A 19,668-nucleotide genomic window follows, 5' to 3' on the forward strand; every position below is an offset into this window, starting at 1 on the left:
AACTTTCAAACGGACACTCGCCCTACGGCGCATCATGGTTACCTTCCTCGCCGGGGGTACGGGCACCCCCAAACTCCTCGACGGGGCCGCCGGGGTGTTCGACCCCGCCGAGACGACCGTCGTCGCCAACACCGGCGACGACGTGGAACTCGGCGGTCACCTCGTCTGTCCCGACGTGGACACCGTCCTCTTCGCCGGCGGCGGCGTCCTCGACACCGACCGCTGGTGGGGCGTCGCCGGCGACACCACCGCGACCGACGACGAACTCCACCGACTCGCCGACGCGGCCGGCCTCGAACCCGGCCCGCGCTATCTCCCCGAATCGGCCCAGACCGCCGGCCGCGACATCGCCCGCTGGCGGCGCTTCTCCGGCGTCGCAGAGTTCATGGAGATTGGCGACCGCGACCGCGCGGTCCACATCACCCGAACCTCGCTTCTCGACGAAGGAGACACGCTGACCGAGGTCACAGAAACTCTCGCCGAGGCGTTCGACCTCGACGTGTCGCTCCTCCCGATGAGCGACGACCCCGTGGCGACGCTAATTCACACCGACGAGGGGACGATGCACTTCCAGGAGTACTGGGTCCACCGCCGGGCCGACCCCGCCGTCCGCGACGTGGAGTTCCGCGGTGCTGCCGACGCGACCGTCACCGACGACGTCGCCGACGCCCTCGCGGACCCCGTCGTCGTCGGTCCCTCGAACCCAATCACGAGCATCGGACCGATGCTCGCCATCGACGGCTTCGCGGACGCCCTCGCCGACACGCCCGTCGTCGCCGTCTCGCCGTTCGTCGAGGACACCGTGTTCTCCGGCCCCGCCGCCGACCTCATGGCGGGCGTCGGCTACGACCCCTCGACCGCGGGCGTCGCCGAGGCCTACCCCTTCGCCGACGCGTTCGTCCTCGACGCGGACGACGGCACCGACCTCGACCGCCCGGTGGGTAGAACCGACACCCGAATCGACGGCCCGGAAGACGCCGAGCGCGTCGCCCGCGCCGTCGCCGAGGCGCTCGCGGAGGTGTCGTGATGTTCGAACCGCGGGTCGCCGTCGCGAGCCTCAGCGGCGAGTCAGACGCCTCGTGGGCGGACGCTGCGGCACCCCACGTCGGCGCGGCGTTCCTCGGCGGCGTCGCGCTCGACGACGCCTCGCAGGCGGCGGCTCGCGAACTCGTCGCCCGCGGGCGCTCGGAGTTCCTCGCCGACGACCCGGTCGCCTTCGTCTCCGACCAGCTCGACTCCCTCGCCGGATTCGACGGCGAGGACCGCTTCGCCGCGGTCAACGTCAGAGCGACCTCGTCGGCCCCGATTCGGGAGGTTGCGGCCGTCTGCGCCGACCGCAGTGCGGGCGTGGAGATAAACGCCCACTGCCGACAGGACGAACTCTGCGCCGTCGGCTGCGGCGAGACGCTCCTGCGCGACACCGACCGACTGGCCGCGTACGTCGCCGCGGCCGCCGAGTCGGGCGCGCCGGTCGGCGCGAAAGTCCGCGCCGAAATCGACGGCGTTGACCTCCCGAGCCTCACGGTCGCGCTCGCCGACGCCGGGGCCGACTGGCTCCACGTCGACGCGATGGACTCCGAGGCCGCGGTTGCCGACGTGGCCGCCGCCGCACCCGACCTCTTCGTCGTCGCCAACAACGGCGTCCGCGACCGCGAGACGGCGACCGAGTACCTCGACTACGGGGCCGACGCGGTGAGCGTCGGGCGGCCGAGCGACAACCCGGCAGTCCTCCGCCGGGTCCGAACCGCCGTGGACGACTGGTTCGTTGGCCGCGAGGACGCGGGCGAGTCGGGCGACGAGAGCGGGGTGTCCGCCTGATGGCCGCGCCCGTCTCCGACCGCGGGTTCGGCCCCGCGCGACACGCCGAACTCGCGCTCCTGCTCGAAGTCGCCGGCACGCCCAAACCGGGGAACGTCGACCGCCGCCGCGACCTCTCGGACCTGCACTTCGAGCACTTCCTGACGGGCGCGGTCGGCTCCGCGGCCGGCCTCGAACTCGCCGCGTCGGGCGCGCCCGTCGGCGAGGCGTTCGAGGAGGCGGTCGCCGGCATGAGCCGACAGGGCGGCGGGAACACGCAGTTCGGCTGTCTCCTGCTTCTCGCCCCGCTCGTCCGGGCCGCGGCCGACGACGACCGAGACCTCTCGCCCGCCGGGGCGGCCGACGTGGTCGAGTCGACCACCGTCGCCGACGCGGTCGACTTCTACCGGGCTTTCGAACACGTCGACGTGGCCGTCGGCGACGTGCCCGAGGACGCCCCCGACCTCGACGTTCGGCGCGGCGGCCACGCGGCCGACGCGCTCCGGGACCGCGATTTCACGCTCTACGACGTGATGGACCTCAGCGCCGAGCGCGACGCCAACGCCCGCGAGTGGACCGGCGGCTTCGCCCGCACGTTCCGCGCGGCCGAGGCCGTCCTCGCGGACGACGGCCCCGTCACCGACCGCGTCGCTCGCGCGTTTCTCGACCTGCTCGCGGAGGAACCGGACACGCTCGTCGCGACGAACCACGGCGAGGCCGTCGCCCGCGACGTGATGGACCGCGCGGCCGCGGTCTCGGACCTCGCCGAGGCCGAGGAACTGGCCGACGAGTTCGTCGCCGAGGGAATCAACCCCGGCACGACCGCCGACATCGTCTGCGCGGCGACGTTCGTCGCGCTGGAGCGGGGGGTCCCGCTGTGAGCGACGACGAGACGACAGACGCGGGGCGTCGCGTCGGCGACCGCGACGGCGACGACTGGCCCGTCGAACTCCGCGGCGTCACCGAGACGGTCGTCGCCACGCTCGGGCCGAACGACCGGTGGAACTTCGCGGCGCTCGGCGTCCACGCACCGGAGACCGACGTCGACCCCCCTGCCAGCACGCCCTCGCCGCCGCCCGCCACCGCCACGACGTGGGGAAACACTCGAACCCGTCGGAACTTCCACCGACAGGGGGGCGGCGTCGTCCAGTTCGTCTCCGACCCGCGGGCGTTCGTCGAGGCCGCGATGACTATCTACGAGCGTGACTCGCCGCTCCTCGACTCGGCCGACGCGTGGGTCGAAGTCGAGGCGACTGCGGTCGATTCCGGCCAAGACGGCGGGACCGAATGGGAGGAATGGGAACTCCGGCCCGTCGATGCCGCGGTCGAGCAGCGCCGACCGTTCACTATCAATCGGGGCTTCGGCGCGGTCATCGACGCGACGGTGGCGGCCTCGCGCCTCGACGTGCCCGCCTTCGACACCGACGCCCTGCTGGATCGGCTCGCGTACTTCGCCGAGACGGTCGAGAAATGCGGCGGGGAAAGAGAGCGCGAGGCGTTCGCGCGAATCGACGAGTTGACGGGCTGGCGCGAGCGGGCGGCCGCGAGACGGAACGAATCGTTTTAGTGTTCGTCCGGGGAATCTTCCGACATGGCAATCAAGCCCAAGTACGTCAAGCAGCTTGGTAACATCCTGCTGGAGCGATACCCGCAGGCGTTCAACACGGACTTCGAGACGAACAAGGACAGCGTCGAAGAACTGACCACGGTCGAGTCGAAGGGCGTCCGCAACCGCATCGCCGGCTACATCACGCGCAAGAAGGGCGGCCAGGGCGCGTAAGTTCGAGTCAGTCGATTCTCTCTGCGAACACATCTTCTCCAGCCCGCGCGGAGCGGCCGCTCCGGTCCGCGCGCGGCCCGTGACGCCCGCACGACGGTCCCCAGTAAACGATTCCCGTACAAACTGCTCCCCACCGCTCCCCATCGCTTTCGACCGGTCCGGAGGAAGCGTTTAGTCCGCCCTCCCGCGATGCACCGACATGCGCATCATCGGTCACCGCGGCTGTCCCGCCCTCGCGCCGGAAAACACGCTCGCCGCCTTCGAAGCGGCCGCGGCGCGACTCGACTGGGTCGAACTCGACGTCCGACGCTGCGGCTCCGGCGAACTCGTCGTCTTCCACGACGAGACGCTCGACCGCCTGACCGGTGCGACCGGTCGCGTCGCCGACACGAGTCTCACGGACCTACAGGAACTCACAATCGGTGACTCAGACGAGTCGATTCCGACGCTCGCCGCGGTGTTCGACGCCCTGCCGGACCGCGTCGCGGTCAACGTCGAACTGAAGGTGGCCGGCCTCGCCGACGACCTCGCCGCCGTCGTCGGCGACGCGGGAAACGAAGTGCTCGTCTCGTCGTTCGACCCGGTCGCACTCCGCGAGGTGCGCGAGACGACCGCGCTCCCGCTCGCCTTCCTCTTCGCGGCCGACTGGGCGGAGTCGCTGTCGGTCGCCGCCGACGTCGACTGCGCGGCCGTCCACCCGCACTACGACCTGCTCTCGTCGGCGCGGGTGGACGAGGCGCACGACCGAGGCTTCGAGGTCAACGCGTGGACGGTCCCCGACCGCGAGGTCACGCGACGACTCCGGGAGTACGGCGTCGACGGCGTCGTCGTCGACGACCCGGCACTCGCGGTGTGAACTACCGACCATCGACTGTCGGCTACTGACCGCCGGCTACCGAGATCGAGTCCGAGCGTCGCCGCGAAACGCCTGAAACGCCGTCTGGTCCCGTTTCACACCGAACGCGAGCGAGACCAGGGCGGCGACGATGCAGACCCCGACCGCGACAGTCGGGAAGACGCTATCGGGAATGTAGCCGTTCGCCATTCCGAGTTCGACGCAGGTCCCGGCGAAGACGGCGGCGAGCGCCGCGGAGACGAAGTCGGGCTCGCCCTCGTCGGCGTAGTGTGCGGCGACCGCGACGGCGGCGAACCCGGCGAGGCCGGCGTTGAGAAACAGCCAGACGAGCGCGGTTTGGACCATGTCGGGCGAACTGCTGTCGGGAGAAGATGTAAGCGTTCTGGAGTGAATTTGCGGACGCCCCGACTCAGAACCGGTCGACGCGGCCCGAGGCGGCCCACGCGTCGGTCGGCGCGCCGGAGGGGACGCGACGGCCGCAGCCGGTGACCGATTCGAGGCGGCCGGCGTAGCGCCAGCGCTCCTCGTTCCACGTCTCCTCGCCGTCCGCTGCGGCCGCGGCGGCCGCGGCGACCGACTGGTCGTGGAGGTGCGCGCCGACGGCGGCGGCGATGGCCGCGGCCTCCTCGGCGTCGGCGTCGTCCGGAATCGACAGCCCCGACAGCAGCTCCCCGCTCATAGCGGGATATTGCCGTGTTTCTTGTCGGGTTGGGACTTGCGCTTGGAGTTCAGCATCCGGAGGTCCGAGATGAGGCGCTCGCGGGTCTCGCCGGGTTCGATGACGTCGTCGATGAAGCCGCGGTCCGCGGCGGTGTAGGGGTTGGCGAACTCCTCGCGGTACTCCTCGATGAGTTCGTCGCGGCGGGCGTCGGGGTCGTCCGCGGCGTCGAGTTCGTCGCGGTAGAGGATGTTGACCGCGCCCTGCGGGCCCATCACGGCGATTTCGGCGGTCGGCCACGCGTAGTTCACGTCCGCGCCGAGGTGCTTCGAGGCCATCACGTCGTACGCGCCGCCGTAGGCCTTGCGCGTGATGACGGTCATGAGCGGCACCGTCGCCTCGGAGTAGGCGTACAGGAGCTTCGCGCCGTGGCGGATGATGCCGTTGTGCTCTTGGTCCGTGCCGGGCAGGAAGCCGGGCACGTCCACGAAGGTGAGGATGGGAATGTTGAACGAGTCGCAAAAGCGGATGAAGCGCGCGCCCTTCTCGGAGGCCTCGATGTCGAGGGTGCCGGCGTTCACGCGGGGCTGGTTGGCGACGATGCCGACCGAGCGGCCGTCGAGGCGGCCGAAGCCGACGACGATGTTCTTGGCGAAGTCCTCCTGGACGCCGAAGAACGAGCCCTCGTCGAGGACGCCGTCGAGCACGTCGTGGATGTCGTAGGGCTTGCGGGGCTGGTCGGGGACGACCTCGGCGAGGTCGTCGTCGACGCGTTCGGGGTCGTCCCACGGCTCGACGCGCGGGGGGTCTTCGACGTTGTTCTGCGGGAGGTACGAAAGCAGGTGGCGGATGTCGTCGAGCGCCTGCTCTTCGGTGTCGGTGGCGAAGTGGGCGACCCCGCTTGTCGAGGTGTGCGTCGTCGCACCGCCGAGTTCGTCGAAGGTGACCTCCTCGCCCGTGACCGTCTTGATGACGTCCGGGCCGGTGATGAACATGTGGCTCGTGTCGCGGACCATGAACGTGAAGTCCGTCAGCGCGGGGGAGTACACCGCGCCACCCGCGCAGGGGCCCATGATGGCCGAAATCTGCGGGATAACGCCCGACGCCTCGGTGTTGCGGCGGAAGATTTCGCCGAAGCCGCCGAGCGACTGGACGCCCTCCTGAATCCGCGCGCCGGCGGAGTCGTTGAGACCGACGACGGGCGCGCCGACCTCCATCGCCTTGTCCATCACCTTACAGACCTTCTCGGCGAACACCTCGCCGAGCGAGCCGCCGAAGACGGTGAAGTCGTGGGCGAAGACGAAGACGGTCCGGCCGTCGACCTCGCCGTAGCCGGTGATGACGCCGTCGCCGGGCAGTTTCGTCTCCTCCATCCCGAACTTGTGGTTGCGGTGGGTCCGAAACTGGTCGAACTCGCGGAAGGTGCCGTCGTCGAGGAAGTAGTCGATGCGCTCGCGGGCGGTCATCTTGCCCTTGTCGTGCTGGGAGGCGATTCGGTCCTCGCCGCCGCCCTTCAGGGCTTCCTCGCGCTTCTCGCGGAGTTCGTCGATCCGGTCTTCCATCGTCATGCCAGACCACCTTCGCTCATTGGAGCAACGGTCCGCAGTCCTCGGTCAAAGGAGTTCCGCAATCCGGCAACCCTTACTTCGACAGTTGTCGAAGAATAGGTGGAACAATCATCATGGTTAGCGACGCGAACGCGAAGTACTCCCCGCGGTCGAGTCGGTCGAAAACGGAGCAAACAGAGCAGTCGGAGTCGAGTCAGCGCGCCGAACGCGGCGGGGAGAGCCCCACTCAGACGACTGAGTTGGGCTGTCGCAGGCCCAAGAAGGCGGCGGCGGACGCGACGACGGCGACGCCGACGGTCGGCCAGAAGCCGATGGTCGTGTCCACGCCGAAGTGCGTGAGGAGCGTGAAGACGAGGAACAGCGGGAGGACGACGCCGACGGCGAAGAGCCACGGCGTGCCGAGAGGCTTCGAGAACTCGCCCGCGCCGGCGGAGAACTCCTCGAGCGCCTCGCGGCCCATGACCCAGCCGACGAACAGGAGGAACGCGGCGAGGCCGGCGGTCAGGAGGACGTTCACGAGCGGTCCGGCGACGAAGCCGAAGATGCCCGGATTGAACGCGCAGACGGTGCCGGTGACGGCGACGAGCGCGGTCATCCGGGTGACGGCGCGCCTTCGCGAGACGCCGTACTCGTCGACGAGGAACGCGACGGGGATCTCGAGCATGCTGATGGAACTCGACAGCGCCGCGAGCGTCACGACGGCGAAGAACGCGGTGGCGATGAGCGTCCCCGCGGGGAGCTGCGAGAACGCCCCCGCGAGGCCGACGAACAGTGCGCCCGGTCCGGTCCCGGTCTCGGTCGGGTTGACGCCCTGCGAGAACAGGAGCGGGAAGACGACGAGACCCGTGATGACGCCGACGCTCGTGTTGAGGACGGCGATGGCGCTGCCGTCGAAGGGAAGCGAGCGGTCCTCGTCGAGATACGAGGAGTACGTTATCATCGTGCCCGCGCCGAGCGAGAGCGTAAACAGCGCCTGTCCGGCGGCGGGGCCGAGGATGGCGAAGAAGTTCTCGGTGATGACCGAGGGGTCGAAGCGGAGGAAGAAGGCGTAACCGGCGGCCGCGTTAGGCTGGGTCGCGGCCCAGGCGGCGAGACCGGCGAGCAGGACGAGCACGGCAGGCATCATGATTTTCGTGCCGAGTTCGATGCCCTTGCGGACGCCCGCGAAGACGATGAGCGCGGTCAGTCCGAGAAACAGGAGGTGATAGAGCGCCGCGTCGACGCCGGCGGAGACGCCGCCGAAGTACTGGCCCGGGTTCGTGAAGTACGCGGGGCTGCCGCCGACGACCGCGGCCCCGCTTTCGAGGAGATACCGGATAATCCACCCGCCGACGACGCTGTAGAACGAGAGCAGCGAGATGCCGGTGACGACCGAGAACGCACCGACGACGCCCCACGTTTTCGACCCCGAGAGGTCCCGGAGCGCGCCGACCGGCGACTTCTTCGCCCGGCGACCGATGACGAACTCGCCGAGCAGACCGGGGACGCCGACGAGGAGGACGATGCCGAGATACACGACGAGGAACGCGCTGCCGCCGTTTTCGGCGGTCTGCCACGGGAATCGCCAGATGTTCCCGAGGCCGACCGCGCTGCCGACGGCCGCGAGGATGAACCCGAGCCGTGTTGCCCATGTTTCTCGTGTCATTGACACCCATTGCCAGTCCACCGGTAAAAGGGCTTTCGAACCAACGATACGTCATCGGAGAAATTTAACGGTTTTGAGTAGTCTACGCGTGAAAATCGCCGTCGAATAGTCGAGAAAAACGCACCGCTACCGACGATTCCTAGGCGCGATGAAAGCGGGACCGGTCGCCGCCTCAGAGGGGCGGAACGATGGCCGGGCTCTCGCCGAGGAACAGCGTCTGGAGCCCGAGGGCGAGCGTCGCCACGACGGCGACGATAACGAGCGTGCGGACCAGCCAGAGCCACGTCAGGCCGACGCCGTCACCGAGTCCGCTGCCCTTCATTAGCTCGTCGATGGCGGGCGCGCCGTAGACCCACGCCGCGAAGACGAGGATGCCGAGGACCGAAAGCGGGAGCAGCAGTTTGTAGGCGAGCGTGTCGAACCAGCCGAGCCACGCGGTGTCGATGGCCGACGGGACGCCGAGCAGGAAGATGGCGCCGCCGAGGCCGACGGCCATCTGCGGACGGGAGACGTCGTAGTTGTCGATGGCCCACGAGACGACGACTTCGAGGAGGCTAATCGCAGACGAGAGCGCCGCGATGAGCACGACCACGAAGAAGACGAGGCCGATTATCTGGCCGCCGGGGATGTCGCCGAACGCGCCGGCGACGCTGATGAACACCGCGCCCGCGCCGCTCGTGTTGGGGTCGATTCCCTGAGCGAACAGGAGCGGGAGGACGACGAGACCGGCGAGGATGCCGACGAAACTGTTCAGGAAGACGATGGTGATACCGTCGCCGAACAGACTCTGGTCGCCGTCGATGTAGGAGGCGTAGGTTATCATCGCGCCCATGCCGAGCGACAGCGAGAAGAACGCCTGCCCGACCGCGAAGGGGACGATGTCGGCGAAGTTCTCTGCGAGCGCGTTGAAGTCGGGCGAGAGGAAGTACGCGTAGCCCGCGGACGCGCCGGGGAGCGTGAAGGCAAAGGCCGCGAGCACGCCGAGGATGACGACGATGCTCGGAACCATCAGTTTCGTCGCCTTCTCGATGCCGTCTTCGATGCCGGCGGCGACGATGCCGACGACGAGCGCCATGAACACGGCGTGGAGCGCGAGCGCGTCCATCCCGGCAGACACCTGGCCGAAGTACTCGGCCGGGGCGGCGAAGTACGCGCCGGTCAGGCTGCCGCCGATGTACCGGAGGACCCAGCCGCCGACGACGCTGTAGTACGACAGAATCCAGAAGCCGGTGAACAGGCCGATAGCGCCGACGACGCGCCACTCCTTGTAGCCGAGCTTTTCGAAGGCGTTGATCGTGTTCAGGTTGGTCTTGCGTCCGATGACGAACTCGGCGAGGATGGCCGGGAGGCCGATGCCGAGCGCCGCGATGATGTAGACGATCAGGAAGGAGGCACCGCCGAACTGAGCGGTCTTGAACGGGAACTGCCAGATGTTCCCGAGGCCGACCGCGCTGCCGACGGCCGCGAGGATGAACCCTGCCCTGGTTGCCCACGTTTCACGTTCGGTCATGTCTATCACCCTGTTGCCGATGTGGGTGTGATAAATGACGCGGTATGCCGTCGCATATCGGAGCGAAAATCAACATAATTCTCCAACCAACTATAGTATGTGGCACGTTCGTCCGAATTTAGACCTCGATTAGCCTCATTTTTCTAACGAGTGTCGTGTTCGTGAATCCCTTGCGCACCGCGTAAAAATTCGTGCGCACCACAACGAATGTTATGTCTCCTCGTGGCGAATGGTGCCACGAAATAGGGCAATCAGGCCTCGCCGTACACCGGGACGGCCGCGCCGCTCGTCACGGGGGTCGCGTCCGAACAGAGCGCGAGGACGGTCCGGGCGATTTCCTCGGGTTTCACCCACTTCTCGAAGTCGGCGTCGGCCATCATCTCGCGGTTCATCGGCGTGTCGATGACGCTCGGCATGACTGCGTTCGCGCGCACGACGCCGCGGTTCTCCTCGGCGATGGTCTCCGTGAGTAGACGGACGCCCGCCTTCGACGCCCGGTAGACGCCGTCGCCCTCGCCACCCTCCAGCGACGAGCGAGCCGAGACGCTCACGACGGACCCCTCGGTCTCCCGGAGGTGCGGAATCACGTGTTTCGACGCGAGGAACATCGTCTTGAGGTTTACGTCGAACAGGAAGTCGAACGTGTCCGCCTCCGTCTCGTCGATTGGCGTCCCGCCCCGCCACGTCCCGGCGATGTTGGCGAGGTGGTCGAGGCGGCCGAAGTCGGAGGCGACCTCGCCGACGACGCGCGCCACGTCGTCCTCGTCGGTGAAATCACCCTCGTAGAATCGGACACCCTCGGACTCGAAAAAGCCGTCCTCGTCGTCGGGTTCGACCACGTCCGCGGCCGCGACCGACGCGCCCGCCTCGTGGAACGCGCGAGCGATTGCGCCGCCGAGCGCGCCGCTCGCGCCGGTCACGAGAGCCACGGTTCCGTCGAAATCGAATGTCACGTCCATGTGCGTGCAATAGGTGCGCACGGGACATAATTCGGTCGCGGCTGTGTGCTCACCGGTGACCGGCCGCGTCCTCACCCCTCCGCGTCGCCCTCAGGGCGTGATGACCAGTTTGCCGAGGAAACTGTCTTCCATGACGGCGCGGTGGGCCTCGGCGGCCTCGTCGAGGTCGTAGGTCCGCGCTACGTCGATTTCGAACTCGCCCGCGCCCATCTGGCCGGCGAGTTCGCGCAGGGGAGCCGACAGGTCGGGCGTGTTGAACATGCTCATCATCGTGAGCGAGAGGTCCTTGCCGCGGGCCGACGACGACAGGTCGAAGCCGACTTCCGGGTCGTTCTCGCCGATGCCGACGACGCGACCGCCGTGGGCGGCCACGTCGGCGTCGAACTGGAGGTAGTCGTCGAGCCGGTGGTCGAGCGTCAGGTCCACGCCGTCGCCCGTCGCCGCGTCAACGACGGCGTCGGCGAGGTCGTCGCGGGCGTAGTCGAGAACCACGTCCGCGCCGAGTTCGGCCACGCGGCCGTGGTAGTCGGGCGCGGCGGTGGCGACGACGCGAGCGCCGGACGCGGCGGCGAGCTGGACCGCAGCGTGACCGACGCCGCCGGACCCACCGTGAATCAGGACCGTGTCGCCGAGTTGCATCCCGCCGTGGTCGACGAGGGCGCGCCACGCCGTGACGCCGGCGACGCCCGCGCCGCCGGCCGCGACGAGGTCCACGTCGTCCGAGAGGACCGCGAGCCGGTCGGTTGGGACGGCCGCGAACTCGGCGTAGCCGCCGTAGTGGTCCTTGCCGATGCCGGTGCCGACGACGTGGTTGCCCTCGGCGAAGCCGGTGACGTCGGCCCCGACCGCCGCGACCGTTCCGGCCACGTCGACGCCGGGGATCATCGGCATCGCGAAGGGCTGGTACGAGCCCTCGCGGAAGTACGTGTCGACGGGGTTGACGCCCGCGGCCGCGACTTCGACGAGGACCTCGTCCGCCGCCGGGTCGGGGGTGTCGATGTCGTCTACCTGAAGCACGTCGCGTCCGCCGTGGTCGTGGAATCTGACAGCGCGCATGCCGAACGATGGGGTCGGACGGGTGATAAATTCGGACGACTCGGAGCGAATCGCAGCGGTTCGATTGGCGGCCGCACCGACCGTTATCTCGGCGGCGAGTAAACGCCCTGCGGCAATTCTCTCGGTCGTGCCTGAACGGAGATGAATGGGATTTAAGCGCGTGCCTTTCCCTCCCACGCATGGTAATGAAGCTTCACGAATACCAGGCGAAGGATATCTTCGCAGAGGCTGGGATTCCGGTGCCAGAGTCCCGTCTCGCGTCGTCGGTAGAGGAGGTCATGGAGGCGGTCGAGGAGATCGGATACCCCGCCGCCATCAAGGCGCAGGTACACGTCGGTGGGCGTGGCAAGGCCGGTGGCATCAAAATCGCCATGGACGAAGACGAAGCTCGACAGGCCGCAGAGGACATCCTCGGGATGGACCTCAAGGGCTACACGGTCGACCGGGTGCTCGTCGAGGCCGGCGTCGACTTCGAAAACGAACTGTACGTCGGTATCACGATGGACCGCAGCGAGGGCAAGCCCGTCGCGATGGTCTCGACGGAAGGCGGCGTCAACATCGAGGAAGTCGCGGAGGAGAACCCGGACGCAATCGCCCGCGAGCACATCGACCCCGCGTTCGGCCTGCACCCCTATCAGGCCCGCAAGGTCGTCTTCGAGGCGGGCATCCCCCGTGACGTCGCATTCGACGTCGCCTCGTTCCTCACGACGCTGTACGACCTCTACGAGTCGAACGACGCTTCGGACATCGAAATCAACCCCGTCATGATTACGTCCGACCGCGACATCGTCGCCGCGGACGCCGTCATGAACATCGACGACGACGCCCTGTTCCGTCACGAGGACCTCGCGGCGATGGAAGAGGACGCCTACGAGAACGACCTCGAAGCCAAGGCCGGCGAGTACGGCTTCGACTACGTCCGTCTCTCGGGTAACGTCGGCATCATCGGCAACGGCGCCGGTCTCGTCATGACGACGCTCGACCTCGTGGACTACTTCGGCGGCGAGCCCGCCAACTTCCTCGACATCGGCGGCGGCGCGAAGGCCGAGCGCGTGGCGAACGCGCTGGACATGGTCTTCTCCGACGAGAACGTCGACTCCGTCGTGTTCAACATCTTCGGCGGTATCACCCGCGGCGACGAGGTCGCCAAGGGTATCAACGAGGCCCTGGAGAGCTTCGACGAGATTCCCAAGCCGGTCGTCGTCCGCCTCGCGGGCACGAACGCCGAGGAGGGCATGGAGATTCTGAACACGGACCTCGTACAGGTCGAAGGGACGCTGGAGGACGCCGTCCAGCGTGCCGTCAAGAACGCACAGGAGGTGTCCCAATGAGCATTTTCGTCGACGACGACACGCGAGTAGTTGTACAGGGTATCACCGGTGGGGAAGGTAAGTTCCACACCCGGCAGATGGTGGAGTACGGCACGAACGTCGTCGCCGGGACCTCCCCCGGTAAGGGCGGTCAGGACGTCGACGGCATCCCCGTCTACGACACCGTCGAAGAGGCAGTCGACGAGGAAGACGCCAACGCCTCCGTCGTGTTCGTCCCGCCGGCGTTCGCCGGCGACGCCATCTTCGAGGCGCTCGACACGGACCTCGACCTCGTCGTCGCCATCACCGAGGGCGTCCCGACGCAGGACATGGCCAAGGTCAACAAGCGCCTGTCGGAGACCGACACGCGCCTCATCGGTCCCAACTGCCCGGGTATCATCACGCCCGGCGAGGCCAAACTCGGCATCCCCCCCGGCAACATCTTCGAGGAGGGTAACGTCGGTCTCGTCTCCCGCTCCGGCACGCTCACCTACCAGGTCGTCTCGAACCTGACCGAGCGTGGCATCGGCCAGACCACCGCCATCGGCATCGGCGGCGACCCCATCATCGGCACGTCGTTCGTCGACGCCCTCGAAGCGTTCGAGAACGACCCCGACACCCACGCCGTCGTCATGTGCGGCGAAATCGGCGGCGAGGACGAAGAGCAGGCCGCGAAGTACATCGCGGAGAACATGGACACGCCGGTCGCCGGCTTCATCGCGGGCCGCACGGCACCGCCGGGCAAGCGCATGGGTCACGCCGGCGCTATCGTCTCCGGTTCGGGCACGGGCACCGCGGAGTCCAAGATTTCCGCCCTCAACGACGCGGGCGTCCCCGTCGGCGACACCCCCAACGAAGTCGCCGACCACATCGAAGACTTCCTCTAACCCCGCTCGAACGCGGTTTTTCGGTTCTCGTCGATTCTTTTTCGCGCCCTATCGCAACGTCGCGCCGCACATTCCACAGCGTCCGCCGTCGGCCGCGTTCGGCACGCCGCACTCCCGGCAGACCGCCGTCCGCCGGCGCGATTTCTCCCGTGCGGACCGCAGGAACGCCGTCGGGTCGACCGCCGTCCCGGTCGGCCCGCCGCCCTCGTCGACCCTGTCGAGGACGCGCTCGACGAGGTCGTCCTCGCGCATGGCGTCGAGCAGTCTGACGAACCCGACGAACAGGAGCGACGGCGCGACGATACAGAAGCCCGCCACGAGCAGGCGGAACTCGGTTTCCATGTGGTTTGCTAGCGCCCGGCAGACGTATGGTTGACGCTCGTGTCGCCCGCGAGCACTCGCGCACGCCGTCACCATCGACGATATTATCTAGATTGATATTCAAGTGCGCGGATTTATGCACCGCATTCCGGTCGGTACGGTAATGGCCGAGAATCTCGTTTTGGAAGCCGAATCACGGCTTCCTGATGCGATTACGGAGAGCTACACGCGGCGGCTCGTCGCCGCGATGCTGCTCGTTTCAGTCCTCGTCGCCGGCGTCGGAGTCGTCCAGTATCAACAGACGGCATCCACGATAGACGAGGACGCCCGCGCCGACCTCCTCACCGAGGCCGAACGCGAGGCCCTGCAGGTGAACACGTGGTTCGACGAGCGGACCCGCCTCGCGACCATCGTCGCCGACGACCCCTCCGCCGGGAGCACTCTCGACGGGCGGTCCTCGGCGACCCTGACGGCCGCAAAAGAGGACATGCCCGCCGACGTGGCCGCGCTCCACTTCGTCGACATCGAGACGACGACCGTCCTCGGCTCGTCCGAGGAGGGCGCGGTCGGGACGACGCTGTTCGAAAGCGGGTCGCTTCCGCTCCCCGCGAGCGCCGACCTCTCGGACGACGGCGTCGAGCGGACCACCGTCTACGTCGAAGACGGCGTCGCCTACATGGGTTTCGTCGCGCCGCTTCCGTCCATCGAGCCCCGCGCAATCGTCCTCGTCGCCGAGGCGTCCTCGCTCGGGACCGCGCTCGACGGCAACCACATCGACGGCGGTTTCACCCAACTCGTCACGAGCGACGGAACCGTCCTCTACGACGGCGGCGGCGGCCAGTCGAACGTCGCCTACCCCGCCGCCGAGGCGTCCGAACTCGACGCTGCCTTCGCCGGCGAGACGGGGGTCAGCCGCCTCGCTCCCGTCGAGGGCTTCGTCTCCTCGCCGCACGTCGTCGCGCACGTCCCCGTCTCCGGCGGCGTGCTCCTCCTGCACGCGCCGGCCAGTAGCGTCTTCGCGCTCTCCCGGAGCGTCGGCCTCCAGATTGCGACGCTGCTCGCGCTTTCGATGTTCGGCTTCGTCGCCTTCGCGCTCATCGTCCGCGGGAACACCGCGCTCCCGCTCGTCGACCTCGCGTCGACCGTCTCCGCGCTCCGCGACGGCGACCTCGACGTGGAGCTCGAAACCGACCGGCGAGACGAGTTCGGGCAGGTCGTCCGCGGCGTCGATAACCTCCGCGACGACCTCCGCGACCAGCGCGCAGACGCCCGCGCCTACAGCGAGGCGATGACCCGCGCGGCCGACGGCGACCTCCGCGTCCGCCTCCCGACCGACTCCGAGAGCCGCGACATGGCGACGGTCGCCGCCGCGTACAACGAGATGATGGACGACATCGAACGGACCGTCGGCACGGTCAAGACCTTCGGCGAGGACGTGGCGACGCTCGCCGACCGCGTGGCCGACCGCGCCGACGGCGTGTCCGCCGCGAGCGAGGAGGTGTCCGCGTCGGTCCAGCAGATTTCCGAGGGCGCGAGCGAGCAGACCGACAGCCTCGTCGCCGCCGCCGACGAGATAAACGACCTCTCCGCGTCCATCCAGCAGATTGCCTCGTCGGCCGACGAACTCGTCCGGCTCACCGAAGAGGCCGAGGCGCGCTCGCTCGACGGCCAGACCGCCGCCACCGACGCCCTCGACGATATCGACGCCGTGCGCGCCGAGACGGAGGCGACCGTCAGCGAGGTTCACGAACTCGACGACCGGCTCGCCCAAATCGAGGACATCGTCGAGGTCATCACCGACATCGCGGAACAGACCGACATCCTCGCGCTCAACGCGAACATCGAGGCCGCCCGCGCGGGCGAGGCCGGCGAGGGCTTCGCCGTCGTCTCCAACGAGGTCAAACAGCTCGCACAGGAGACCAAGTCGTCGGCGGGCGACATCGAGTCGCTCGTCGCCGAAATCGAGACCCAGCGCGACGCCGTCGTCTCCCGCATCGAACGCATGCGGGCGCAGGTCGAAGAGAGCGCGACCTCGGTCGACGAGGCGCTTTCGTCTTTCGACGGTATCGTCGAGCGCGTCGAGGAGACGACCGCGAGCGTCCACGAGATTTCGGACGCGACGGGCAGTCAGGCCGACTCCTCCCAAGAGGTGCTCTCGATGACCGACGAAATCGCAGGTATCTCCGAGGAGACCGCCGCGGAGGCCGAGAACGTCTCCGCGACCGCACAAGAACAGAGCGCCGCGCTCGTCGACGTCAACGGCGACGTGCGCGAGCTCTCGTCGCACGTGAGCCACCTCGACGACCTCCTCGAGGCCTTCGAGGTCGACGACGTGGGCGAAGTCTCGTCGACCATCGACGACGTGCTCGGCGACGCGGCCGCCGGCTCCGGCGCGAGCACCGACCCGACCCAGTCGCGCGCTGCATCGGACTCCCACCACGAGCGAGAACCCTCGCCTGCGGACGACTAACATGCGCGTCGACGAAATCATGACCGAGGAGGTGGCGACCGTCGGACTGGGATCGAGCGTCGCCGATTGCGCGCGAACCATGCTCCGCGAGGGCGCGGGAAGCGTCGTCGTGATGGCCGACGGCGGCCCCGCGGGCATCGTCACCGAGTCGGACGCGCTCCGTGCCGGCGTGGCGAGCGGCAAGCCCCTCGCCGCGGTCCCGGCCCGCGCGGTCATGTCGAACCCAATCAAGTGGGTCCGACCGGACTCGACCACGCGCGTGGCCGCCGAGAAGATGCGCGACCAGCGGGTGAAGAAACTCGTCGTCGTCGACGGCGCGGAGATGGTCGGCATCGTGACCGCGACGGACATCGCCCTCCACCTCTCGGACGTGGCCCGCGGGGTGGGCCAGATGATAGAACTCAAGGACAAGTGGGAGTCGGACCGCCGGTTCCGCTGACCGCCGCCTCGACGCATCGACACGTCGACTGCTACCACCCGACCGATTCTCGGCGAAGCGTTGATAACGACGTCTCGCCTCTAGTCTCGACGAGTGTACGACCGTCTCGCGTCGATTCGTCCCCGCGTCCGGTCCGGCCTCGAACGAGCGTTCGCGGCGGACCACACCCCTCACGAGGTCGCCGCCAGCTTCGCGTTCGGCGTCTTCTTTGTGGCCATGCCGACCGCAGGGACCGCCCTCGCGCTGTTCGCCCTCATCGCCTACTTCGTCGAGCGGGCGAGCCGACTCGCGCTCGTCGCCACGCTCGTCGTCTTCAATCCGCCCGTCAAGTGGGCGGTCTACGGCGCGAGCTTCTGGCTCGGCTCGCACCTGCTCGGCCCGGTTCCGGGGGCGTCCGTCGCCGACGTGTCGCTCAGCGCCGGTCTCGACCTCCTCTTCCGACAGCTCCTCGGCAACACGATTCTCGCCGTCGCCCTCGCCGTCGTCGGCTACGCGGTGGCGCTCCAACTGGCGCGCCTGCACCACCGACGACAGCGGTCGGAGACGCCGACCCGCGGCACGGACGCCCGGAACGACGACGCCCGGTCCGACGTGTCGTCGTGACGCTACCGCTGTGACCGTTCTTCTCTGCCCTCTTCGAACGCCCGGAGCGACTGGATGAGTTTGTATCCGAGGTAGACGACCGCGAGCGGGATGAGGAGCAACAGCGCCAAGATGACGAGTTCGGGACCGCCGGGGATTTGCAGGAGGGTCATGGGCGGGATTCGCGGGCGGCAGACATAGTGGTTGGGTGGGTGGGATGTCGAAATACATAGGGAGGGGTCGCTAGACGTGATTCACGCTCGCTCGCTCGCGTGTACCTCACTCGCTCACTGCGTTCGCTCGCTGGTTCAAATCTGCCCGTGACACGATTGCACGCGACTCGCGGCACCGAGCACACGCTACGCGGTGCTCGGGAGGCAATTCGTCGCGAGAAAGTAGTGGGTTGGGGCAGATTTGAACTGCCGGCCTCCTCCATGTCAAGGAGGTGTCATAACCAGACTAGACCACCAACCCGGTGTGTTGCGAACATCGCCGAACGCCGAAACGCGGGAAGAGGAGTGGGTTGGGGCAGATTTGAACTGCCGGCCTCCTCCATGTCAAGGAGGTGTCATAACCAGACTAGACCACCAACCCGGTTACGGTGCTTCCCGCGCCCGTTCGGACGCATCTCTCCGTTGTCCGGGGTTACAATTTAAGCTTTCGAATCGGACTACGTGCGGCGATTCGGGTCACAGCGCGCTCCCACCGTTCGAGACGGGCGATTCGCTCCGAGTCCCGACCGTCGGAGCCGGCGATTTTCGCCAGCCCGACACGCTTAAGCCGATGTACTGATTTGTACATCATAACCCGAAGAAGTACATCGGTGATTACCAATGCAGGATTATATCGAACGTGTGACCGGCGGTGCGGACCTGACTGTCGAGGAGGCGCGCGACGCCGCGCGGGCGGTCTTCGAGGACGCGACCGAGGCGCAAATCGGCGCGCTCCTCGCCGCGCTCCGGGCGAAAGGCGAGACCGAGGCCGAAATCGCGGGGTTCGCACAGGGGATGCGCGACGCCGCCTTGACCATCGACCCCGACCGCGGCCCGCTCGTCGACACCTGCGGCACCGGCGGCGACGACTACAACACCATCAACGTCTCGACCACGAGCGCGCTCGTCGCGGCCGGCGCGGGCGCGGCGGTGGCCAAGCACGGCAACTACTCCGTCTCTTCGTCTTCTGGGAGCGCCGACGTGCTGGAGGTCGCCGGCGTGAACGTCGAGGCCGAACCCGAGTCCGTCGAGGCGTGCATCGAAGACAACGGCGTCGGCTTCATGCTCGCGCCCGTGTTCCACCCCGCGATGAAGGCCGTCATCGGCCCGCGGAAGGAGCTCGGCATGCGGACCATCTTCAACGTCCTCGGCCCGCTGACGAACCCCGCCGGGGCCGACGCGCAGGTCCTCGGCGTCTACGACTCCGACCTCGTCCCCGTCATCGCCGAGTCGCTGTCGCACATGCCCGTCGAGCGCGCCCTCGTCGTCCACGGCTCCGGCATGGACGAAATCGCGCTCCACGACGCGACCACGGTCGCCGAAATCGACGGCGACGAGATTACCGAGTACACCCTCACGCCCGCCGACCTCGGCCTCGAACAGGCCCCCATCGAGGCGGTTGCCGGCGGCACTCCGCAGGAGAACGCCGACGACCTCGAAGGCATCCTCACCGGCGACGTGACCGGTCCCAAGCGCGACCTCATCCTCGCCAACGCCGGCGCGGCCGTCTACGTCGCCGACCTCGCGGACTCCCTGGAGGAGGGCGTCGAGGTCGCCCGCGACGCCATCGAGTCCGGTGCCGCGAAAGCCAAACTCGACGCGCTCCGGGAGGCGTGAG

The 19,668-nt window shown here is 68.1% G+C and carries 21 protein-coding genes and 2 tRNA genes; 12 read left to right on the plus strand and 11 right to left on the minus strand.

Annotation, left to right across the window (positions count from 1 at the left end):
• The first annotated feature begins 34 nt into the window (after window positions 1-34).
• The 6 genes from cofD (at window position 35) to C5B91_RS12890 (ending at window position 4,433) form a co-directional block, all read left to right on the plus strand.
• The gene (cofD, locus tag C5B91_RS12865; RefSeq protein ID WP_115819413.1) at window positions 35-1,027 is read left to right on the plus strand and encodes a 2-phospho-L-lactate transferase; all 993 of its coding nucleotides are present in this window, start codon (window positions 35-37) and stop codon (window positions 1,025-1,027) included.
• Window positions 1,027-1,818 carry a tRNA-dihydrouridine synthase gene (locus tag C5B91_RS12870; protein ID WP_115819414.1) on the plus strand — a complete coding sequence of 264 codons (792 nt, stop codon included), beginning with the start codon at window positions 1,027-1,029 and terminating at the stop codon, window positions 1,816-1,818. The genes cofD and C5B91_RS12870 overlap by 1 nt, the downstream gene beginning before the upstream one ends.
• Window positions 1,818-2,678: a triphosphoribosyl-dephospho-CoA synthase gene (locus tag C5B91_RS12875; RefSeq protein ID WP_115819415.1), complete on the plus strand. Its 861-nt coding sequence runs from the start codon at window positions 1,818-1,820 to the stop codon at window positions 2,676-2,678. The genes C5B91_RS12870 and C5B91_RS12875 overlap by 1 nt, the downstream gene beginning before the upstream one ends.
• Entirely contained in the window at window positions 2,675-3,364 is a 690-nt protein-coding gene (locus C5B91_RS12880) for a DUF447 domain-containing protein (RefSeq protein ID WP_115819416.1), read from the plus strand. The genes C5B91_RS12875 and C5B91_RS12880 overlap by 4 nt, the downstream gene beginning before the upstream one ends.
• 24 nt (window positions 3,365-3,388) lie before the next feature.
• On the plus strand, window positions 3,389-3,577 hold the full coding sequence (locus C5B91_RS12885; RefSeq protein WP_004042417.1) for a 30S ribosomal protein S17e: 189 nt from the start codon (window positions 3,389-3,391) through the stop codon (window positions 3,575-3,577).
• A 199-nt stretch (window positions 3,578-3,776) separates the two neighbouring features.
• Window positions 3,777-4,433, plus strand: a complete 657-nt coding sequence (locus C5B91_RS12890; protein ID WP_008095462.1) for a glycerophosphodiester phosphodiesterase family protein — start codon at window positions 3,777-3,779, stop codon at window positions 4,431-4,433.
• Window positions 4,434-4,469: 36 nt separating this feature from the next.
• On the opposite strand, the gene C5B91_RS12895 is transcribed toward C5B91_RS12890, so the two are convergent.
• From C5B91_RS12895 to C5B91_RS12925, 7 genes are all read right to left on the minus strand, one after another.
• A complete protein-coding gene (locus tag C5B91_RS12895) occupies window positions 4,470-4,778 on the minus strand; it encodes a hypothetical protein (RefSeq protein WP_115819417.1) in 309 nt (102 codons plus the stop codon).
• A 64-nt stretch (window positions 4,779-4,842) separates the two neighbouring features.
• Window positions 4,843-5,112 carry a hypothetical protein gene (locus C5B91_RS12900; protein WP_008095466.1) on the minus strand — a complete coding sequence of 90 codons (270 nt, stop codon included), beginning with the start codon at window positions 5,110-5,112 and terminating at the stop codon, window positions 4,843-4,845.
• Window positions 5,109-6,653 carry an acyl-CoA carboxylase subunit beta gene (locus C5B91_RS12905; protein WP_004975110.1) on the minus strand — a complete coding sequence of 515 codons (1,545 nt, stop codon included), beginning with the start codon at window positions 6,651-6,653 and terminating at the stop codon, window positions 5,109-5,111. The genes C5B91_RS12900 and C5B91_RS12905 overlap by 4 nt, the downstream gene beginning before the upstream one ends.
• 232 nt (window positions 6,654-6,885) lie before the next feature.
• Window positions 6,886-8,304, minus strand: a complete 1,419-nt coding sequence (locus tag C5B91_RS12910) for a sodium-dependent transporter (protein WP_115819418.1) — start codon at window positions 8,302-8,304, stop codon at window positions 6,886-6,888.
• Window positions 8,305-8,476: 172 nt separating this feature from the next.
• The gene (locus tag C5B91_RS12915; protein ID WP_008095471.1) at window positions 8,477-9,814 is read right to left on the minus strand and encodes a sodium-dependent transporter; all 1,338 of its coding nucleotides are present in this window, start codon (window positions 9,812-9,814) and stop codon (window positions 8,477-8,479) included.
• Between the two features lie 251 nt (window positions 9,815-10,065).
• Entirely contained in the window at window positions 10,066-10,773 is a 708-nt protein-coding gene (locus tag C5B91_RS12920) for an SDR family oxidoreductase (protein ID WP_008095472.1), read from the minus strand.
• Between the two features lie 90 nt (window positions 10,774-10,863).
• The gene (locus C5B91_RS12925) at window positions 10,864-11,829 is read right to left on the minus strand and encodes an NADPH:quinone reductase (RefSeq protein WP_115819419.1); all 966 of its coding nucleotides are present in this window, start codon (window positions 11,827-11,829) and stop codon (window positions 10,864-10,866) included.
• 185 nt (window positions 11,830-12,014) lie between these two features.
• On the opposite strand from C5B91_RS12925, the gene sucC reads away from it, so the two are divergent.
• The gene (gene sucC, locus C5B91_RS12930) at window positions 12,015-13,160 is read left to right on the plus strand and encodes an ADP-forming succinate--CoA ligase subunit beta (RefSeq protein WP_049968576.1); all 1,146 of its coding nucleotides are present in this window, start codon (window positions 12,015-12,017) and stop codon (window positions 13,158-13,160) included.
• A complete protein-coding gene (gene sucD, locus C5B91_RS12935; protein WP_115819420.1) occupies window positions 13,157-14,026 on the plus strand; it encodes a succinate--CoA ligase subunit alpha in 870 nt (289 codons plus the stop codon). The genes sucC and sucD overlap by 4 nt, the downstream gene beginning before the upstream one ends.
• A gap of 48 nt (window positions 14,027-14,074) precedes the next feature.
• Here sucD and C5B91_RS12940 read toward each other — a convergent pair whose 3' ends face one another.
• Window positions 14,075-14,368: a hypothetical protein gene (locus C5B91_RS12940; RefSeq protein WP_008095476.1), complete on the minus strand. Its 294-nt coding sequence runs from the start codon at window positions 14,366-14,368 to the stop codon at window positions 14,075-14,077.
• 142 nt (window positions 14,369-14,510) lie between these two features.
• On the opposite strand from C5B91_RS12940, the gene C5B91_RS12945 reads away from it, so the two are divergent.
• From C5B91_RS12945 to C5B91_RS12955, 3 genes are all read left to right on the plus strand, one after another.
• Window positions 14,511-16,817 carry a methyl-accepting chemotaxis protein gene (locus C5B91_RS12945; RefSeq protein WP_115819421.1) on the plus strand — a complete coding sequence of 769 codons (2,307 nt, stop codon included), beginning with the start codon at window positions 14,511-14,513 and terminating at the stop codon, window positions 16,815-16,817.
• A 1-nt stretch (window position 16,818) separates the two neighbouring features.
• Window positions 16,819-17,256 (plus strand): CBS domain-containing protein, encoded by a 438-nt coding sequence (locus C5B91_RS12950; RefSeq protein ID WP_008095480.1) that lies wholly within the window; start codon window positions 16,819-16,821, stop codon window positions 17,254-17,256.
• 93 nt (window positions 17,257-17,349) lie between these two features.
• Window positions 17,350-17,859: a DUF2062 domain-containing protein gene (locus tag C5B91_RS12955; RefSeq protein WP_008095483.1), complete on the plus strand. Its 510-nt coding sequence runs from the start codon at window positions 17,350-17,352 to the stop codon at window positions 17,857-17,859.
• Between the two features lie 2 nt (window positions 17,860-17,861).
• On the opposite strand, the gene C5B91_RS22455 is transcribed toward C5B91_RS12955, so the two are convergent.
• The 3 genes from C5B91_RS22455 to C5B91_RS12965 form a co-directional block, all read right to left on the minus strand.
• On the minus strand, window positions 17,862-18,011 hold the full coding sequence (locus C5B91_RS22455) for a hypothetical protein (protein ID WP_004975129.1): 150 nt from the start codon (window positions 18,009-18,011) through the stop codon (window positions 17,862-17,864).
• Between the two features lie 226 nt (window positions 18,012-18,237).
• Window positions 18,238-18,312: transfer RNA gene (locus C5B91_RS12960), tRNA-Val, on the minus strand.
• A 45-nt stretch (window positions 18,313-18,357) separates the two neighbouring features.
• Window positions 18,358-18,432: transfer RNA gene (locus C5B91_RS12965), tRNA-Val, on the minus strand.
• A 239-nt stretch (window positions 18,433-18,671) separates the two neighbouring features.
• On the opposite strand from C5B91_RS12965, the gene trpD reads away from it, so the two are divergent.
• Window positions 18,672-19,667 carry an anthranilate phosphoribosyltransferase gene (trpD, locus tag C5B91_RS12970; RefSeq protein WP_049967684.1) on the plus strand — a complete coding sequence of 332 codons (996 nt, stop codon included), beginning with the start codon at window positions 18,672-18,674 and terminating at the stop codon, window positions 19,665-19,667.
• Window position 19,668 lies beyond the last annotated feature (1 nt).

Origin of the sequence: Haloferax sp. Atlit-10N (genome assembly GCF_003586325.1) — an archaeon.
GTDB classification, from domain to species: domain Archaea; phylum Halobacteriota; class Halobacteria; order Halobacteriales; family Haloferacaceae; genus Haloferax; species Haloferax prahovense.

What these genes read in the sequence shown, in the direction of transcription:
- cofD (WP_115819413.1), top strand. Translation starts at nt 35, where the DNA reads ATGGTTACCTTCCTCGCCGGGGGTACGGGCACCCCCAAACTCCTCGAC.
- C5B91_RS12870 (WP_115819414.1), top strand. Translation starts at nt 1,027, where the DNA reads ATGTTCGAACCGCGGGTCGCCGTCGCGAGCCTCAGCGGCGAGTCAGAC.
- C5B91_RS12875 (WP_115819415.1), top strand. Translation starts at nt 1,818, where the DNA reads ATGGCCGCGCCCGTCTCCGACCGCGGGTTCGGCCCCGCGCGACACGCC.
- C5B91_RS12885 (WP_004042417.1), top strand. Translation starts at nt 3,389, where the DNA reads ATGGCAATCAAGCCCAAGTACGTCAAGCAGCTTGGTAACATCCTGCTG.
- C5B91_RS12890 (WP_008095462.1), top strand. Translation starts at nt 3,777, where the DNA reads ATGCGCATCATCGGTCACCGCGGCTGTCCCGCCCTCGCGCCGGAAAAC.
- C5B91_RS12895 (WP_115819417.1), bottom strand. Translation starts at nt 4,778, where the DNA reads ATGGTCCAAACCGCGCTCGTCTGGCTGTTTCTCAACGCCGGCCTCGCC.
- C5B91_RS12900 (WP_008095466.1), bottom strand. Translation starts at nt 5,112, where the DNA reads ATGAGCGGGGAGCTGCTGTCGGGGCTGTCGATTCCGGACGACGCCGAC.
- C5B91_RS12905 (WP_004975110.1), bottom strand. Translation starts at nt 6,653, where the DNA reads ATGGAAGACCGGATCGACGAACTCCGCGAGAAGCGCGAGGAAGCCCTG.
- C5B91_RS12910 (WP_115819418.1), bottom strand. Translation starts at nt 8,304, where the DNA reads ATGACACGAGAAACATGGGCAACACGGCTCGGGTTCATCCTCGCGGCC.
- C5B91_RS12915 (WP_008095471.1), bottom strand. Translation starts at nt 9,814, where the DNA reads ATGACCGAACGTGAAACGTGGGCAACCAGGGCAGGGTTCATCCTCGCG.
- C5B91_RS12920 (WP_008095472.1), bottom strand. Translation starts at nt 10,773, where the DNA reads ATGGACGTGACATTCGATTTCGACGGAACCGTGGCTCTCGTGACCGGC.
- C5B91_RS12925 (WP_115819419.1), bottom strand. Translation starts at nt 11,829, where the DNA reads ATGCGCGCTGTCAGATTCCACGACCACGGCGGACGCGACGTGCTTCAG.
- sucC (WP_049968576.1), top strand. Translation starts at nt 12,015, where the DNA reads ATGAAGCTTCACGAATACCAGGCGAAGGATATCTTCGCAGAGGCTGGG.
- sucD (WP_115819420.1), top strand. Translation starts at nt 13,157, where the DNA reads ATGAGCATTTTCGTCGACGACGACACGCGAGTAGTTGTACAGGGTATC.
- C5B91_RS12940 (WP_008095476.1), bottom strand. Translation starts at nt 14,368, where the DNA reads ATGGAAACCGAGTTCCGCCTGCTCGTGGCGGGCTTCTGTATCGTCGCG.
- C5B91_RS12945 (WP_115819421.1), top strand. Translation starts at nt 14,511, where the DNA reads ATGGCCGAGAATCTCGTTTTGGAAGCCGAATCACGGCTTCCTGATGCG.
- C5B91_RS12950 (WP_008095480.1), top strand. Translation starts at nt 16,819, where the DNA reads ATGCGCGTCGACGAAATCATGACCGAGGAGGTGGCGACCGTCGGACTG.
- C5B91_RS22455 (WP_004975129.1), bottom strand. Translation starts at nt 18,011, where the DNA reads ATGACCCTCCTGCAAATCCCCGGCGGTCCCGAACTCGTCATCTTGGCG.
- trpD (WP_049967684.1), top strand. Translation starts at nt 18,672, where the DNA reads ATGCAGGATTATATCGAACGTGTGACCGGCGGTGCGGACCTGACTGTC.